Genomic DNA, 19,777 nt, shown 5'->3' on the forward strand with positions numbered 1-19,777 from the left:
ATTAAAAGCTTAATTTTATACTTGTTTGTACTAATTTTAGGTGTATAAAGTGAATTTAGTTTTAATTAACAACGATTTCCAATATCGCAAAACTACTTTTGTTAATTAAATATTTACTATTATATCGGCAAAATTAATAATATACTCGTTTAACAACGTTAATTAATAAATAAGTCTTTCCAATAGTTATGAACATAATACTTAAATAATTATATAGCAAAAAATCCCCGTCTCATTCCAAAAAAAGAGACGGGGATTTAAAAATAAATATCTAAATGATTATCTTATCACTTTCTTAGTTACAATAATTCCATCATCAGATGTTATTTGTACCAACAGTACTTGGTTTGCTAAACCGGCACTGATAATAGTTTGGCTTGAATTAATATCTTTTAAATCTTGTAACAACCTGCCTCGTATGTCAAATATTTTAATGGATGACATTGTAACATTACTTGAATTAACAACTAAATCATTGTTCTGAGGATAAACAACAACAGTATTCGCAGTAAATGTTGGATTATCAACACCTAATGGTAAGGCATATACAATTTCGAAACGGTCATTAAAAGTTCCTGCATCCGAAGCAAATGAATAAGCACCCGTATTTAAATCATGGTATGTTGTTGTCAAATTATCTTTTACATAAATTGGTTGACTAACATCTGTAAATAAGCCATCAACATGGTCAAGTGTAATTGTGTAGTTACCAGCTCCAGCCGCTTTAAACGCTAGTGGAACAACATCGGATGAATCAAATGGAAGACTTCTTCCTTGAATGGCGAATTCTCCATTATTTATTAAAGAATTTAATGCCGTTGGATTATCATTAATATAACGACCGTCAATTGCCGGGTCTATGTTTTGAGTAGCTCCAGTCATATAAGCAACCATCATTTGATTAATATTTGACGCAGAATCAGACAAGTTCAACCAAATTCTATTACGTTCTATTGTAGTAGTAGTTTTTAAAAACTGATTTGAATTATCTCCAATACGTTGATCATTATTAAATGTCAAAGATGTAGATGGTGAAGGAACTTTAACTATAAACCCTTCTCCTACTTGAATTACTCCATTTGGCACAATATTTAAAGTATCGCCACCAGACTGTACTCCACCAGCTGTAGTATAAGTTGCATAGGAAGGAGCAGCACTATTATTGGTTTTTCTCCAAAAATACAATCCATCACCTGGTGTATCCGGATCATCTCCAATACCATTATCTATAATAAATTGGTCTGCATCTATAGTAGATGGATATGGGTTTCCAGTGGCATAAAATTTTCCTGTAGGTAACGATGTTAAATTTAAAGTACCATTAAAGGCAGTCCCTCCTGTAAATACTCCGTTAAATACAGCACCCGGTGCGGTTGGATGATTCCATGGCATACGAATTAAAAATCCTTTACCAGTAACAAAACTATTAGTAGCCGTTTCAGCAACATACTGACCCGCTGCACCAAGAGTTCCATCAAATGTATAAAAACGATTAGTTAAGGTTAATGGCGAAAACGCTAGCAATTGTTGTCCACTAACTGGTGAGGACCACAACACATAATCAAGACGAATCAACTGTGCTGTATCTCTGTTCACTATCGTTGAACCTGATCCCGAATTGGCAACATTGTTTGTTTGTATTAAGTTACTATTATTCTGCATCGTTAAGGTTCCGTTATTGATGATAGCATCTGTAACTGTTAAATCTTTAGTAGAAGCTACTGTTACGGATTTACTTGCATCAATCTTTAGAGTATTTGCAGTTGCATCCACAACAGCTACTGTAACTGCATGCTTCACAGTTACATCGGCAGTTGTTGGAGGTACCGCGTTTAGTATCCATGTTGCTGCAGTATTCCAATCCCCATTTTGGACTGTATAGTAAGCATCCGGACCAGCATTGGCCAAAGTAATATTGTTTTGTCCTGCAATTAATGAACCGGTAGTTGCTGTCGTTACTGTATTTGCAGTAGCGTCATTTGAAGCAGTAGCATAAACATTACTATATCCTGTAGTTTCATCAGTTCCTGTACTATAATAAGTAATTAAAACCGGTGACTCAGTATTGCCATTAAGCTCTCCATCGCAATACGATGAAGTTAAGGTTACATTACCAGTGGCAGCAGTTGCGGGTGTTATACTGTATACTCGTTTAATGGTATTTGTAGCACTTGGTGTTGTAACTGATTTTTGCACAAATCGTTTTATGTTGGTGCTTCCCAAGGCAGTTGCTGAAGTAATAGCAATTCCCAAATAATTTGTACCAGAAACAAACGTACGTGTAGTTTGAACATAACCATTTCCTTGTGAAGGTGAACCGGAATTAATAAATTGTTTTGAACAAGTTTCACCTATTACAGTTGCTGTAGAACCTAACGTTACATTATTACTTCCATTTAAATCTAAATTACCATCAGTAAAAGTAAAGTTTCCATTAATTGTTGGACTACCTGTTAAACTAAATCCGGCAGCATTGTTTAAGGCAATAATACCTAAAGTTGCTCCTGAGATTGTTTTACTGGCACCATTCATAGTAAGTATACCGGCACCTGTTGAAGTATGTGTCCCAGTACCTATAATATTACCCGCTAATGCAATTGGATTTGTACCACTAGCCAATGTTCCTGATGCTAAATTAAGATCTCCGTTTACTGTAATACTTGCTCCTTGCGTAGTAGTGTTGGTGCTACTATTGGTCAAGTTGTTCATAGTGGTATTAGGGAAGTTTGCGGCTATAGCAGCAGTTCCATAAAACTCATAGTTGGCAGCTGCATTAAAAGTACGAGTAGCAATTGAATTAGAAATAGAACCCACCGTTGTAGATACCACACCATTTGGATTGGCTGTTCTTAATGTAGCACCGGATGCTAAGGTAAATGTTCCGTTTGTAGCACCGCCGTTAACAGTAAAAGTATTAGTATCTAAAGTACCATTTACCTTGAACACATCATACGGATTACTATTAGGCCCAATTCCGATATTCGTTAACAACTTAACAACAGTTCCTGCATTAACTGTAAAATCTCCACCGTAAGAAATTGTCGAACCACTGTAGGTTAGAGTTTGAGGAGTAGCTATTGTTCCTACTCCGTTAAAGACAAATCCTTTTGGGGTACCACTTCCCGCAACATAAGGCCTTCCTGAAGTATTTGACCAGTTGAAATTTCCTTTAATACCAAAAGTAATATCATAAGTGGTTAATGCTGTACCTCCAGTCATCCAGTCAAACGCCGTTGTTGTGCTAGACCCTGTGAAAGTTGCATCACCATTGGCTTGAAATAGAATTGTATTGGTTGGACTAGGTAATGATAATGAAGCTGCATTAGCATTATTTGGCGACATAAATACTGAAAAGACAGAAGTAGCACCATTTACCGTTACCGTAGCACCTGCAGTAGCAGCATTACCGGTAACATTAAAGGTACCCGCTGATTGTGTAAAATTACCACCAACCGTTAATGCTAAAGCTGAAGCTCCACTTGTTACAGTATAAGTTCCTGCAGTTTGGCTGTAATTACCACCCAATGTTAATGAACCTCCTTGAACAAAAGCTCCTGCTCCCGAAATGGTAAGGTTGTTATAATTATTAGTCGCTGCCGGTGATAAAACCGGAATGGTTAACCCTGTGGCATTACTAAAGTTTACTGTACTTCCTGTAACTGTATAAACTCCAGAACCTGGCGTAAAATTTGTTCCTGCAATACCAATAGTTCCTGAAGATGCCAATGTTCTATCTCCATTACCAGTATTAGTGATATTAGCATAAGAAGTAGCCGGAATCGTTTGAGAATTTCCGCTGCTAAAGTTAAATACATTCACAGTTCCCGGAGTAGTTGTTGCAGTAGTTGGAGTATATGTATTCGCAACATCTATGGTTCCTGTAGTCAAAGTTCTTGCTCCATTACCACTATTACTTAAATCATAATATTTAACAGAACCTATCGTTTGTGATCCTGAACCAGTATAATCAACTGTACTTCCTGAAGTAGCAGTATAAACTCCAGCACCCGGAGTAAAAGTTCCTGCTATACCGGTAGTTCCTGCTGTCCAAACACGCGCACCTCCTGTACCGTTTAAGTTACCATAACTAAATGCTGGTATCGTTTGAGAAGAAGCAGATGATAAACTAAAAGTACTGGTTGCATTCCATGTACCTGTACCTCCTGTATAAGTAACATTTCCTAATACCGTTATCGCAGCAGGTGAAGCGCCAACCGTAAAGAAATTGCCAGTACCATCAAAAGTAAGGCTATTGACAGTTACTGCTGTTGTTAAATTCAAGTTAGCTGCAGCACCTGTAGAACCATTAGTCAAGGTTACTGTATCAGAAGAACCAGGAACTCCTGATGGACTCCAGTTAGCACCTGTATTCCATGAACCATCAGTATCACCAACCCATATGTAAGTTACTGGCGGTGCATCACGACCTGTCCATTCTACCGAACCAAGAGGTGCGGCAGTTTCTGACACACCGGTAGCATTCGAAATCAAACTTCCACCACTATATGAACCTGTTGAAGTTGTCCAAGTAGAACCATCCCAATAAGCTGCTTTTATCAAAGAAGCTGTACCGTTTTCATCCTCAGCACCTGTAATGGCAAGAGCAGGATTAATATAATAATTATAAGTCCCACCTGCACCATTCTCAGAGAATGTCCAATAACGACTCAGATAATTAGTAGGACTTGATGGTGTATTCATATTCACACTAACATCATCAATTACTTTTGCCCCTACTACACGTGCAACAGAGTTTGCTGTAAACTGAAGTGAAACTGGTGAATATTGTAGTGTACCTGTATTTTCTCCTATTGGAAATAAATAAGTAGCTGCACCTGTTGCAATACTTCTTTTGTATAAACCTGATCCATTAATAACAATCATTTTAGAAGTTCCAGGAGTAGTAATCGATTGTGTTCCGGCTGAAATTAAGTCATTGCTTCCTAAAAGGATTCTACCGGCTGTAATGGTTAATGCACCTGTAACAGTTCTTGACCCACTTAAAGTTATTTCCGGTGTTGAAAATGTATTATTGAAAGTAACGTTAACTGGTCCATTAGTTGCCGGAAATTCTTCTCCAGTAGTTTGCGTGCCAACTGCAGTTACATAAGCTAATGTGGTAGTTGTTCCATAAGTAACCGTACCAGAAGTCACGGCAGTACCGCTTGAAGCTGCTGTAAAAGTTGTCCCTGCATTCATAGCCAAAGTACCTGTAACAGCTATACCTGTTGGGTTTGAAACTGTAACATTAATAGTGTTTGAAATAGTTCCTACTGTTGTAACTGACTGGCTCGAAGATCCATTAAATTCAAGAACACCAGAACCAGTACTTGATTCTGTAATTGTTCCTCCTGATTGATTAAATGTAGCTGAGGTTCTAATCGTACCTGTACCTGCACCTGCTGCGCAATTTATAGTTCCACCAGATTGTGAATAATTAGTACAAACAATAGTTCCGCTTGAAGCAGTTCCAAGTCTGAATTCTGCTGAACCAGTACTTGTCATTGTGAATGTTCCGGCAGCAGTTATTGTGCCTCCACCAATATTTGGAGCTGTGCTTAAGGAAGAGGTATTCCATGTAAAGTTTCCAAATGTTTGTCCAGTTAAACCATTAGGGAAAGTCCCAGCTGTAGGACTTGTTAATCCTAAAACAGCACAAGTTGAAGTAGTTCCCCAGGTAGCAGTTGGAATGGCTGGTGTTGCTGCTGAAACACCAGCATTAGCATTATTATGATTATATGTACCTGTCGTAAACAAAAGATTTGACGTTGTACCGCCCGAAACAAGTCCGGCACTGTTGATAGTCCCCGTAACTGTTGTTGTACTATTAGTTACCGTATAAGTGTTATTACTTGAAGTATTAGCTCCAAGAGTCAATGTTCCGGCAATACTTGCCGTTTGTGTTCCTGAATAAGCAAGATTAATACTGTTAGCGCCTGTACTTCCCAGTTGCAAATGACTGCCACTTGGTATATCTAAATCTGTTCCTGCTCCTCCGCTAATAGTTAGTGTAACGGCTGCGGCACTTTGTAACGTTACATTCACGTTACCTGTTAAAAGTAATTTTCCAATTGTTTCCGCAGGGACTGCTGTAACAGTTGGTGTTGGTACTGTTGATCCGTCAAATACAAGTATATCACTCGAAGAAGGAGTAGTTCTATCAGGTGTCCAGTTAGCTGCTGTAGTCCATAGAGTATCTGTTGAACCATCCCAAGTATAAGTAGTTGAAGCTTTTACTCTTCCTGTAAATTCTGAAGTCGTTGTAATTGGCAAAGTAGTTTCAGTAACACCAGAAGTGATGGTTAATACATTAGAAGCTGCCGTACTTGTTGCTTGTTTCCAGGGTGAAGCTCCATTCCAAACATTCATTTTTATATTGCCTTCTGTACCAACAATATCATCAACTGGTAAATAAGTAGCTGAAGCAGTATATGTATAAGTACCTGCAGCACTGTTGCTTAATTGCCAGTATCTTGAGATATAATCGGTTTGCACATCTACATCATTAATATCTGGATGAATCGCATCTACTGGTCTGACTCCAATTGTTCTGGCATCACTACTGGCAGAAAAATCTAATGTAAAAGGTGAATACTCTGTCGTTACTGTATTCTCTCCAACGTGATATGTAAAAGCAGCAGAATTTCCGGTTGCAAAATCTTTCTTCATTTGGCCTGTACCTTGTATTAATACATAACCGTTAGTACGAGCTACTGCTGATGTAGTGGTCACAAAATTAAAACTATTGTTGTTGCCTATATCTATAATACCATTCGTAAAAGTTGCTGTCCCACTTAAAGTAACGTCACCGATACTAAAAGTAACTGCCGCAGCAGGTGCAGCGAGTGTATTATCAAAAGTTAAACTATTGAATTTTGCTGTTGGTGAAGCCGTTAAATTTTGAAACGTTCCACCACCACTAACCGTTTGTGCTGTTGTATTAGAGTTTACTGTAGTACCAGTCCTATTATTAAAGGCAATACCTGTTATATCCGTTAAAGTACCATTATTGATAATATTTCCTTTAATTCTTAAAACAGTTCCACCAGAAATAGTTCTAACTTCAGAACCTGAATTGATGGTTAAATTACCCCAAATATCAAAACCATTTCCTGACGTTACCGAACCCGAAACAAATCTATTTGCTCCGGCAACTGCTCCTCCATTGGCTATTACATTCCCTAATTGCAAATTACTATTGCCTACATATGTATCCACATTGAAACCGTTTGTTGCGGTTGAGGCATTTCCTGTTGCTCCACCAAATTGCATGGTGTTGCCCACAAAACTTCTATTAGAACTTGTATTATTAAAACGCATAGTCAAACCAGCTCCAGAAAAAGGCGGGTCATTAAATAATATGGTACCACCAGTCACGCCTGTTACAACAGCTGCAGACAAATCAAAAATGTGAGTTCCGGATGCAACACTGGTTCCTGATACGCCACTATTAGGATCTATATTTAAGTTCCCTGAAGTCATATTAAATGTTCCGGTTGTCATGGAAATATTTCCGTTAACATTAAAGGTACCACCGTTATTGGTAAGCGTACCTCCACTAACTGTAAGAACAGCCAAACCGCCCCCTACTGCACCGAGATTCAATGTATTGGTATTGTTGGTCAGCGTACCGGCAGCAACCGTAATCGCATTGATTGCAGTTCTGTCTTCATTTATCTGCACATCGGTGCTTGCTGCATTAATCTGTACTCTATCCGGCACACCTGCACCGCTTGTTCCTATTGCCCATGTTTTATCACCACTGCCTACACCATAAGCTGCACCAGTTCTGAATGATAGTGTAGAACCTGTGGCATAAGTAGGTGAATTGTTAGCTACATAACCCCCTGAATTAATAGTTAGGAAAGCACCTGTTTGAATAGTTGTTAACCCAGCACCACAATCAAGACCTCCTGCCTGAATTTGCAACTGACCACCTGCTGTAGAAGAGGTAACACTTAACAAACCACCAGATGTAGAAGCCACTGTTTTAAGTGTACCTGTTGAACCCACAACTCTCAACACACCACTTGCATTGGTAAAATCTATTACCCTTGTTCCTCCTGTAACACGAATGTTACCTCCATTGCCATTTACAGTCAATTGAAATGCTCCAATTTTTAGAGGGCCCGTATTAAGTAACTGCAACACATCGCCAGATGCTCCATCAACGGTAACATTTGTACCTACTACAAGACCGCCAACCGCAGTATTATTGTTTACTAAATAAGCAAAGCAATTAGTGGCTCCTATTGTATTTAAACCGCTACCGGTTATTGTTTGTGTACCTGAACCATTGAAAAAAACTGCTTTATTATTGTGTGTGAAAGTACCATTTTGTGTAAAACTTCCTCCTATGTACAAATCGCCATTTGTGCCATTAAGTGTTAACCCACAACTTGCATTTACTGTAACTGTACCTGCACAACCACGAGCTGCAGCAGCAGTTGTTAACACTGTACTTGCAGTTTGTATGGTAACATTAAAAGGAACACCACTACCTGCAGTATTGCTATTACCCGTCCACTCATTACCCATACCATATCCAGCACCGGTTGAGTAAACCAGTGTGGAAGCACCTCCATAAGTTGGTGTAGAAGTAAAATAACCATTTGCATTAATTTGAGCCGTACCATTTAAAGTTAAAGCTGTTCCTGTAACCTGTCCCACTGTTTGAAAAACCCCTGTAGTACCAGTAGTAGGAACTGTTCTTGCAACAGTCATATTAATACCGCCGCCAGCACCACTGATGCTAACATTGTATGGACCTGCTGTGGTTGGCCAAAACACATCCGCATTTACTGTATAATTACTTCCGGTATTGGCAAATATCAAAGTACCTGTAGTAGCAGTATAAGTCCATACACCTGAGCCTGTAGCCCAGCCACCATTGTTTAATTGAAAAGAACCTGCTACAGAAACTGCAGCATTGGCTGTTACAGTATGGCTTGCAGCAAATGTTCTGCCTGAATTTATAGTTATAGCTTTTGAAAAAGTAAGTGCACTACCTGATGTAACTACACCTGCACCTGATACTGTAAGACTACCCAAAGGAGAACTGGAATTATTAGTAATTGTCGATGCACTTGAACCAGTATATCTTAGACCTTGTTCTGTACCCGTTCCTAAATTCCATACAGCACCAGAAGCCATCGTAAAATTACCAGTGTAATCAATATAATAGGTATTGCTACCTGTCATATTAATAATGGCAGTAGAATTAATTGTTACGTTTCCACTAACTGTTAACAAACGCGGAGTTCCGCCAGAAAATGTAAGTGTACCACTTAAATCTAAAGTTTTACATGGGTTAGTTCCAGAACTCATACCTGTCACTGTTCTCCCGGATGGAATAACCACGTCGTGCGCTGATGTAGGAATAAGTCCCAAACTCCAGTTACCTGCTGTATTCCAAGCACCTGAGGCTACGTTAAACGTATTTGTTTGTGCAAAAACACTTCCGCTAGTTCCCAAAAGCAATAACAAAAGAACAAATAAGGAATTACAATTGCTTAACATCCTTTTTGCAATTGTAAAAAAAGAAGTAAAAATTTTCATAAATCGAGTGGTATTAAATATTTTAATTTATTGGTTTGGTTTAAAAATATGTTCCATATAATCGCAAGAAATAGAGCCTGAAAAATGTTTTTCCCAAGTTCACATTTATTCGAAATCGATTTAGGGGGACGCTAAACTACAATAAAATACGTTAAAACAACATTTTCAGCCAATTAAATTAACTATAACGTTTTCGCTGTAATATTAAACTTAAATCACTTTTATAACAACTATAAAATAGAATACCCTAATCAAAAAATTACAAGTCTATGAAAAAAGAAAACTAGGTTCCTAAATTCAACAAAACAAAAAACGACTTCATCCAAAATTTAGGAAGAAGCCGTTTTACTTTTAAAACTATAGCTTTTTATGCCTGACCTGCAGTACCAAAATTCAATGGAATTTGTGGTTGTTCTGTATCTTTGATTTCACCATTAGTTTGTTCAAATCGATGAATGTTTTCACCCATTGCTTTCAGAAATCTTTTAGCATGTTGTGGAGTTAACACTATTCTCGATTTTACTTTTGCCTTTGGCACACCCGGCATAATTGTTACGAAATCAATGACAAACTCAGATGCGGAGTGATTGATAATTGCCAAGTTGGAATAAATTCCTTCGGCTGTTTTCTCATCCAATTCTATATTGATTTGTCCTTGTTGTTGATTATTATCGCTCATTTGATATTATATTTAGATATTAAAATTTGCTAATTAAAAAGCCACTAATTTAAAAATTAAAATAGTGGCTTTTATTTATTTAACTTAATCTTCTGATTAATAAATGTACTCTTCTTTACTAGCCATAATCTCGTTATAGTCTTCTTTAGAACCTACAATAGTATGATCGTAATCTCTCATACCTGTTCCTGCAGGGATTCTATGTCCAACGATTACATTTTCTTTAAGACCTTCAAGTGTATCTACTTTACCGGCAACTGCTGCTTCGTTTAATACTTTTGTAGTCTCTTGGAACGATGCCGCAGAGATAAATGATTTAGTTTGTAACGATGCTCTTGTAATACCTTGTAGTACCGGAGTTGCAGTAGCTGTAATTACTTCACGAGCAACAACAAGATTTTTATCATTACGTTTCAATAAAGAATTTTCATCACGCAATTCACGTGGAGAAACAATCTGACCTGGTTTTAACACTTCAGAATCACCTGCATCTTCTATCACTTTCATTCCATACAATTTATCATTTTCTTCTAAGAAATCAGAAGTGTGGATTAATTGTTCTTCAAGGAATAAAGTATCTCCCGGATCTTCTACTCTTACTTTACGCATCATCTGACGGATAACAACTTCAAAGTGTTTGTCGTTGATTTTTACCCCTTGCAAACGGTATACTTCCTGAATTTCGTTAACCAAATACTGTTGAACAGCAGACGGTCCTTGAATTCTTAAAATATCTTCCGGAGTAATAGCTCCATCAGATAAAGGCACACCCGCTTTTACGAAGTCATTCTCCTGAACCAGGATTTGACTTGATAATTTAACTAAGTATTTCTTAACCTCACCAAATTTAGACTCGATTACAATCTCACGGTTACCTCTTTTGATTTTTCCAAAAGAAACTACCCCATCAATTTCAGAAACCACAGCTGGATTTGAAGGATTACGAGCTTCTAACAACTCGGTAATTCTTGGTAAACCTCCTGTGATATCACCTGCTTTTGAAGAACGACGTGGAATTTTCACAAGGATTTTACCTGCTTTAATTTTCTCTCCATCTTCAACCATAAGGTGAGCTCCAACTGGTAAGTTATAAGAACGGATTAATTCTCCGTCTTTACCGTAAACCAATAAGGTTGGGATTAATTTTTTATTTCTTCCTTCCGAAATTACTTTTTCCTGGAAACCTGTTTGCTCGTCGATTTCAACTTGGAACGATTGTCCTTGTTCTAAATCTTCGTATGCAATTTTTCCTGTGAATTCAGAAACGATTACTCCATTATATGGATCCCATTTACAGATAACAGCACCTTTTTCAACAGTATCGCCATCTTTTACATTGATAACAGAACCATAAGGAATGTTATGTGTACTTAATAAAATACCTGTTTTAGCATCAATTAATTTCAATTCTGTTGAACGTGAAACCACGATATCAACTTTTTCTCCGTCAGCATCTTCACCAACAACCGTTTTCAAATCTTCGATTTCAAGTCTTCCTCCAAATCTTGCTACAATAGTAGATTCTTCTGAAACTCCTCCCGCAACTCCACCAACGTGGAAAGTACGAAGTGTCAACTGTGTACCAGGCTCTCCAATTGACTGTGCGGCAATTACACCTACAGCTTCACCTTTTTGAGTCATTTTACCTGTTGCCAGGTTTCTTCCGTAACATTTAGCACAAATTCCTTTTTTAGCTTCACAAGTTAAAGGCGAACGAACATCTACTCTTTCGATAGGTGATTCTTCAATAGCTTTAACAATAGCTTCGGTAATTTGCTCACCAGAGTGAACTAAAATTTCGTTATTCAATGGATTGATTACATCTTGCAATGCAACACGTCCAAGTATTCTTTCTCCTAAAGTTTCAACGATTTCTTCGTTTTTCTTCAAGGCAGAAACATCGATTCCTCTTAACGTACCACAATCTACAGAGTTTACAATTACGTCTTGAGAAACGTCATGTAATCTACGAGTCAAGTAACCAGCATCTGCTGTTTTCAAAGCGGTATCCGCTAATCCTTTACGAGCACCGTGCGTAGAGATAAAGTATTCTAAGATAGAAAGACCTTCCTTAAAGTTAGAAAGAATCGGGTTTTCGATAATTTCTCCACCACCAGCAGTTGATTTTTTTGGCTTAGCCATCAAACCACGCATACCGGTTAACTGACGAATTTGTTCTTTAGAACCCCTTGCTCCAGAGTCAAGCATCATATACACTGAGTTGAATCCTTGTTGGTCTTCTCTGATGTTTTTCATTGCTAACTCTGTCAATTGAGCATTGGCAGAAGTCCAAATATCAATAACTTGATTGTAACGCTCGTTATTGGTAATAAGACCCATGTTATAGTTCATAGAAATACCGTCAACCTGCTCTCTTGCATCAGCAATCAATTTCTCTTTTTGTTCCGGAATTCTAATATCACCTAATGAGAATGACAATCCACCTTTGAAAGCGAATTTGTACCCCATATCTTTCATTTCATCAAGGAAAGCTGCCGTTGTAGGAACATCAGTTACAGCAAGGATTTTTCCGATAATGTCACGCAAAGATTTTTTAGTCAATACTTCATTGATATATCCTGCTGCAGCCGGTACTACTTCGTTAAATAATACTCTACCCGCAGTAGTTTGGATGATTTTGTATACTAATTCTCCATTTTCATTAAAATCTTTAGCTCTGATTTTTACACGAGCATTCAATTCTAATTTCCCTTCATTTAAAGCAATGTTTACTTCTTCTGCAGAATAAAATACTAATCCTTCTCCTAAGATTTTGTGCTCAGGAGTTGATAATCTTTCTTTGGTCATATAATACAGACCCAATACCATGTCTTGTGATGGAACCGTAATTGGCGCACCATTCGCAGGATTCAAGATATTATGAGATGCCAACATTAACAATTGACATTCCAAAATAGCTTCTGGCCCTAATGGCAAGTGAACCGCCATCTGGTCACCATCAAAATCCGCGTTGAAAGCCGTACATACTAATGGGTGCAATTGGATTGCTTTTCCTTCAATAAGTTTTGGCTGGAACGCCTGGATTCCTAATCTGTGCAAAGTAGGAGCACGGTTAAGCATTACAGGATGCCCTTTGATTACATTTTCAAGGATATCCCAAACTACCGGTTCTTTTTTGTCGATGATTTTCTTAGCCGACTTAACTGTTTTAACAATTCCTCTTTCGATTAACTTACGAATAACGAATGGTTTGTATAGTTCAGCAGCCATATCTTTTGGCAGACCACATTCGAACAATTTCATTTCCGGTCCGACAACAATTACCGAACGGGCAGAATAATCCACACGTTTTCCTAATAAGTTTTGACGGAAACGACCTTGTTTTCCTTTCAATGAATCAGAAAGGGATTTCAATGGTCTGTTTGATTCTGTTTTAACTGCAGAAGCTTTACGTGTGTTATCAAATAATGAATCTACTGATTCCTGCAACATACGTTTTTCGTTTCTTAAGATAACTTCAGGAGCTTTAATCTCCATTAATCTTTTCAAACGATTGTTACGGATAATAACTCTTCTGTATAAATCATTCAAATCGGAAGTAGCGAAACGACCACCATCAAGCGGCACTAACGGACGCAATTCTGGCGGGATAACAGGAACAACTTTCATAATCATCCATTCAGGACGATTTTCTCTGTTGTTATTTGAATCACGGAATGACTCAACTACCTGTAATCTTTTTAACGCTTCCGTTTTTCTTTGTTTAGAAGTTTCGTTATTAGCAGCGTGACGCAATTCGTATGACAATTCATTTAAATCGGTTCTTGCTAATAAATCCATAATACATTCAGCTCCCATTTTGGCAACGAATTTATTTGGATCATGATCATCTAAATATTGATTTTCCTGTGGAAGAGAATCAAGAATGTTCAAGTATTCTTCTTCTGTTAAGAAATCTAATCTTTGCAATGACTCACCTTCAGCATTTACAGCGATACCTGCTTGGATTACTACATATCTTTCGTAGTAAATAATCATATCTAATTTCTTAGATGGCAAGCCAAGAATGTATCCTATTTTGTTTGGCAACGAGCGGAAGTACCATATATGAGCAATAGGCACAACAAGGTTGATGTGTCCTACTCTGTCACGACGTACTTTTTTCTCAGTTACTTCAACTCCACAACGGTCACAAACGATTCCTTTATAACGGATTCTTTTGTATTTACCACAAGCACATTCAAAATCCTTTACAGGACCGAAGATTCTTTCGCAGAAAAGTCCGTCTCGTTCTGGTTTGTGAGTTCTATAATTGATTGTTTCCGGTTTCAGAACCTCGCCTCTTGACTCGGCCAAGATAGATTCTGGAGATGCTAAACCAATTGAAATTCTGTCGAATCTCTTGATGGTATTTTTAGGATCTCTATTATTTCTATTATTCATCATAGTTTTTACTATTGATATTATTGAAATTGTTTTTTTAGTTGTTGGTTGTTAGTTGTTGGTTGATGGTTAAGATTTAATCTAACAACCATCAACCGCCAACCATCAACTAGTTTATTCTTCTAATCTGATGTCTAATCCAAGACCTTTCAATTCATGCATTAATACATTGAATGATTCTGGCAATCCTGGCTCCGGCATAGTTTCTCCCTTAACGATTGCTTCGTAAGTTTTAGCTCTACCGATTACGTCATCCGATTTAACAGTCAAAATTTCTCTAAGCGTGCTTGATGCTCCATAAGCTTCAAGTGCCCAAACCTCCATTTCTCCAAAACGCTGACCTCCAAATTGAGCTTTACCACCCAATGGTTGTTGTGTAATAAGAGAGTATGGTCCGATAGAACGTGCGTGCATTTTATCATCAACCATGTGTCCAAGTTTCAACATATAGATAACTCCGACAGTTGCTGGCTGGTGGAAACGCTCTCCGGTTCCTCCATCATACAAATACGTATGACCAAAACGTGGAATTCCAGCTTCATCAGTCAATTCGTTGATTTGATCTAAAGTTGCTCCATCAAAAATTGGTGTAGCATATTTTCTACCCAAGTTCATTCCGGCCCAACCCAAAACAGTTTCATAAATCTGCCCGATGTTCATACGAGAAGGTACACCAAGTGGATTCAATACGATATCTACAGGCGTTCCGTCTTCAAGGAATGGCATGTCTTCATGACGAACGATACGAGCCACAATACCTTTGTTTCCGTGACGTCCCGCCATTTTATCACCCACTTTCAGTTTACGTTTCTTAGCAATGTAAACTTTAGCTAATTTCAAAATACCGGCTGGTAATTCATCTCCAACTGTAATCGTAAATTTCTCTCTTCTTAAAGCACCTTGTAAATCGTTTAATTTGATTTTGTAGTTGTGAATCAAGTCATTTACTAACGTATTAGACTCTTCATCTGCAACCCATTGTCCTTTGGTTAAGTGAGCGAAATCTTCAACAGCATGTAGCATTTTAAGAGTGTATTTTTTACCTTTTGGTAAAACTTCTTCTCCTAAATCATTCATTACACCTTGAGATGTTTTTCCGTTTACAATAAGGAAAAGTTTCTCTACTAACTTGTCTTTTAAGTCAACAAATTTTGTTTCGAATTCCATTTCCAAAGACGTCAAATCGTCTTTATCTTTGGTTCTTTTCTTTTTATCTTTTACCGCTCTTGCGAATAATTTTTTATCTAAAACTACACCGTGTAAAGATGGAGAAGCTTTTAATGAAGCATCTTTTACATCACCAGCTTTATCACCGAAGATTGCTCTTAAAAGTTTTTCTTCCGGAGTTGGATCTGATTCCCCTTTTGGTGTAATTTTTCCGATTAGAATGTCGCCAGGTTTTACTTCGGCACCAATTCTGATCATTCCGTTTTCATCTAAATCTTTAGTTGCTTCTTCAGAAACGTTAGGAATATCGTTAGTTAACTCTTCGTTACCTAATTTAGTATCCCTAACTTCTAATGAATAATCATCAACGTGGATAGATGTGAAAATATCATCACGAACTACTTTTTCAGAAATCACAATCGCATCCTCGAAGTTGTAACCTTTCCAAGGCATGAAGGCAACTTTAAGGTTTCTACCTAAAGCTAACTCTCCGTTTTGCGTTGCATATCCTTCGCAAAGTACCTGTCCAAGTTTCACTCTGTCACCTTTTCTAACAATTGGTTTCAGGTTGATAGATGTACTTTGGTTAGTCTTTCTGAATTTAATTAATTGGTATGTTTTTTCATCTGGATCAAAACTTACCATTCTTTCTGCTTCAGTTCTGTCGTATTTGATGGTAATCATGTTAGCATCAACATATTCAACAGTTCCATCTCCTTCAGCATTAATCAATACTCTTGAATCAGAAGCTACTTGTTGCTCTAAACCTGTTCCAACGATTGGTGCTTCAGGTCGTAACAATGGTACAGCCTGACGCATCATGTTTGATCCCATCAACGCACGGTTCGCATCATCATGCTCCAAGAATGGAATCAAGGATGCTGAAATCGATGCAATCTGGTTAGGCGCAACGTCTGTATAGTGAACTTGATTTGGATCAACTACCGGGAAATCACCTTCTTCACGGGCAATAACTTTATCGGCAGTAATTTTACCTTTAGCATCCATTTCGATGTTTGCCTGAGCAATCATTTTTCCTTCTTCTTCTTCAGCGCTTAAGTAAACCGGTTCTGCAGTTAAATCTACAGCTCCGTTTTTAACTTCACGATAAGGAGTTTCGATGAATCCCATTCCATTAACTTTAGCATAAACACCAAGTGAAGAGATAAGTCCGATGTTTGGTCCCTCCGGAGTTTCAATCGGGCAAAGTCTTCCGTAGTGTGTATAGTGAACGTCACGAACCTCGAAACCGGCTCTTTCTCTTGAAAGTCCACCTGGTCCAAGTGCTGATAATCTTCTTTTGTGTGTAATCTCAGCCAATGGATTAGTTTGATCCATGAATTGAGATAACTGGTTTGTACCAAAGAAAGAGTTGATAACTGACGATAATGTTTTAGCATTAATCAAATCAATTGGTGTAAACACCTCGTTATCTCTAACGTTCATTCTTTCACGGATAGTACGTGCCATACGTGCTAAACCAACGCCAAATTGTTGTGACAATTGCTCACCAACAGTTCTAACACGACGGTTTGACAAGTGATCGATATCATCAATCTCAGCTTTAGAGTTGATTAACTCGATCAAATATTTCACGATGGTAATGATATCTTCTTTGGTCAAGACTTGCTTGTCCATTGGGATATCAAGATTTAATTTTTTGTTCATTCTGTAACGACCTACTTCACCTAAGTTGTAACGTTGGTCAGAGAAGAACAATTTATCGATAATACCACGAGCTGTTTCCTCATCAGGCGGTTCAGCATTACGCAACTGACGGTAGATGTGCTCAACAGCTTCTTTTTCAGAGTTTGTTGGATCTTTTTGCAAAGTGTTATGGATAATAGCATAATCCGCCTGATTATTATCCTCTTTGTGCAATAAGATTGATTTAACGTTAGAATCGATGATTTCTTCCACATTATCTTTGTCGATAATGGTATCTCTATCAAGGATAATTTCGTTACGTTCGATAGAAACCACCTCACCTGAATCCTCATCCACGAAATCTTCGTGCCAAGTATTCAATACTCTCGCTGCTAATTTTCTACCAATATATTTTTTAAGTCCTGTTTTTGAGACTTTAATCTCTTCAGCAAGGTCGAAAATCTCAAGGATATCCTTATCTCTTTCGAAACCGATAGCACGGAATAAAGTAGTTACAGGTAATTTTTTCTTTCTATCAATATAAGCATACATTACGCTGTTGATATCGGTAGCAAATTCAATCCAAGAACCTTTGAAAGGAATTACTCTGGCAGAATATAACTTGGTACCATTAGCGTGGAAAGACTGACCAAAGAAAACTCCAGGTGAACGGTGTAATTGTGAAACTACAACACGCTCTGCACCATTGATTACGAATGTTCCGCTAGGTGTCATGTAAGGAATTGTTCCAAGATAAACATCCTGTACAATCGTTTCAAAATCTTCGTGCTCCGGGTCAGTACAATAAAGTTTCAGACGTGCTTTTAAAGGCACGCTGTATGTTAAACCTCTTTCGATACACTCTTGAATAGTATAACGTGGTGGGTCAACAAAATAATCTAGGAACTCCAATACAAATTGGTTTCTTGTATCAGTAATTGGAAAGTTTTCCATGAAGGTGTTGTATAAACCTTCGTTGCCTCTTTCGTCAGATTTCGTTTCCAATTGGAAGAAATCCTGGAAGGATTTTACCTGAACATCCAGAAAATCCGGATACTGAGGGATGTTTTTCGTTGAGGCAAAATTCAATCTTTCAGTCTGATTTGTTATCATCAATGGACAAAATTTTGATTAAAAAAAAGTAATTTGTTGTGTGCAGAAACACTGTTTAATCTATACTTTCCTTTTTGATAACCAATACCTCTTAAAAACAAACCAGGAAAATTTGTCTGTTTTTTTCTTCGTATTGGTTAAAAGCTTATTCGTAAGGTAAGCTATTGTGGCAATAAAATGGATATAATTTTATTATACGAAAAATGGTTTAGGCCCTTGGACACTTTTATCCAAGGCCTAAACCTAGTTCTAAAACCGGGGTTGAATTACTTTAATTCAACAACAGCTCCAGCTTCTTCTAAAGATTTTTTCAAACCTTCAGCTTCAGCTTTAGTAACTCCTTCTTTGATGTTAGATGGTGCACCGTCAACAAGATCTTTAGCTTCTTTCAAACCTAAACCTGTTAATTCTTTAACTGCTTTTACAACAGCTAATTTAGAAGCACCAGCTTCTTTAAGTACTACTGTGAATTCTGTTTGCTCTTCGGCACCAGCACCAGCATCTCCACCACCAGCAGCAACTACTACAGCTGCAGCAGCTGGTTCGATACCATACTCATCTTTTAATATTGTAGCTAAATCATTAACTTCTTTTACAGTTAAGTTAACTAATTGTTCTGCGAATTGTTTCAAATCTGCCATTTTTTCTATCGTTTAAAATGTTCTTTAAATTTATTTATTTTTTAGTCTGCTCTAATTATTCTGCTGTTTCACCTTTTTGTTCAGCGTTGTTTAATAAAGCTGAAAGGATACGTTTAGCAGGCGATTGAAGTAATCCGATGATTTCACCGATAACTTCTTCTTTAGATTTAAGTGATGCTAAGCTGTCTAACAGGTTATCTCCAATGTAGATTTCCTGATTGATGTAAGCACCTTTAAATACTGGTTTATCAGATTTTTTTCTGAAGTCTTTAATGATCTTTGCAGGAGCATTTGCAGTTTCAGAAATGAATACAGATGAATTCCCTTTTAAGATTGAAGGTAAATCTCCATAATCATTAGCCGAAGCTTCCATTGCTTTTTCCAACAATGTATTCTTAACAACTTCTAATTTGATTCCTGCCTTAAAACAAGCTCTTCTTAAGCTTGAAGTAGTTTCAGCATCTAATCCTGAAGTATCTGCAATGTAGATAACATTATTTTCAGCCAACTTTGCAGTTAAATCTTCTATCGCGATTGATTTTTCTTCTCTTGTCATAATAAAATGTTT

Annotated in this window: 6 protein-coding genes; all 6 read right to left on the bottom strand. The window is 37.5% G+C overall.

Going from position 1 to position 19,777, the window contains the following annotated elements:
* Positions 1 to 279: 279 nt before the first annotated feature.
* Positions 280 to 9,519 carry a RemA C-terminal-like gliding motility protein gene (locus L1S35_RS00830; protein WP_236395820.1) on the bottom strand — a complete coding sequence of 3,080 codons (9,240 nt, stop codon included), beginning with the start codon at positions 9,517 to 9,519 and terminating at the stop codon, positions 280 to 282.
* A 406-nt stretch (positions 9,520 to 9,925) separates the two neighbouring features.
* A complete protein-coding gene (locus L1S35_RS00835) occupies positions 9,926 to 10,237 on the bottom strand; it encodes a DUF3467 domain-containing protein (RefSeq protein WP_236395821.1) in 312 nt (103 codons plus the stop codon).
* A 96-nt stretch (positions 10,238 to 10,333) separates the two neighbouring features.
* Positions 10,334 to 14,644: a DNA-directed RNA polymerase subunit beta' gene (gene rpoC, locus L1S35_RS00840; RefSeq protein ID WP_236395822.1), complete on the bottom strand. Its 4,311-nt coding sequence runs from the start codon at positions 14,642 to 14,644 to the stop codon at positions 10,334 to 10,336.
* A 111-nt stretch (positions 14,645 to 14,755) separates the two neighbouring features.
* Complete coding sequence (gene rpoB, locus L1S35_RS00845; RefSeq protein WP_236395823.1) at positions 14,756 to 18,568, bottom strand: DNA-directed RNA polymerase subunit beta; 3,813 nt, start codon at positions 18,566 to 18,568, stop codon at positions 14,756 to 14,758.
* Between the two features lie 266 nt (positions 18,569 to 18,834).
* Positions 18,835 to 19,209 (bottom strand): 50S ribosomal protein L7/L12, encoded by a 375-nt coding sequence (gene rplL, locus L1S35_RS00850; RefSeq protein ID WP_187659832.1) that lies wholly within the window; start codon positions 19,207 to 19,209, stop codon positions 18,835 to 18,837.
* Between the two features lie 55 nt (positions 19,210 to 19,264).
* Positions 19,265 to 19,765, bottom strand: coding sequence for a 50S ribosomal protein L10 (rplJ, locus tag L1S35_RS00855; protein ID WP_236395824.1), 501 nt, complete (start codon positions 19,763 to 19,765; stop codon positions 19,265 to 19,267).
* Positions 19,766 to 19,777: the final 12 nt, after the last annotated feature.

The sequence above is a fragment of the Flavobacterium anseongense genome, assembly GCF_021608185.1.
In the GTDB taxonomy this organism is placed as follows: Bacteria; Bacteroidota; Bacteroidia; order Flavobacteriales; family Flavobacteriaceae; genus Flavobacterium; species Flavobacterium anseongense.

What these genes read in the sequence shown, in the direction of transcription:
- L1S35_RS00830 (WP_236395820.1), bottom strand. Translation starts at nt 9,519, where the DNA reads ATGTTAAGCAATTGTAATTCCTTATTTGTTCTTTTGTTATTGCTTTTG.
- L1S35_RS00835 (WP_236395821.1), bottom strand. Translation starts at nt 10,237, where the DNA reads ATGAGCGATAATAATCAACAACAAGGACAAATCAATATAGAATTGGAT.
- rpoC (WP_236395822.1), bottom strand. Translation starts at nt 14,644, where the DNA reads ATGATGAATAATAGAAATAATAGAGATCCTAAAAATACCATCAAGAGA.
- rpoB (WP_236395823.1), bottom strand. Translation starts at nt 18,568, where the DNA reads ATGATAACAAATCAGACTGAAAGATTGAATTTTGCCTCAACGAAAAAC.
- rplL (WP_187659832.1), bottom strand. Translation starts at nt 19,209, where the DNA reads ATGGCAGATTTGAAACAATTCGCAGAACAATTAGTTAACTTAACTGTA.
- rplJ (WP_236395824.1), bottom strand. Translation starts at nt 19,765, where the DNA reads ATGACAAGAGAAGAAAAATCAATCGCGATAGAAGATTTAACTGCAAAG.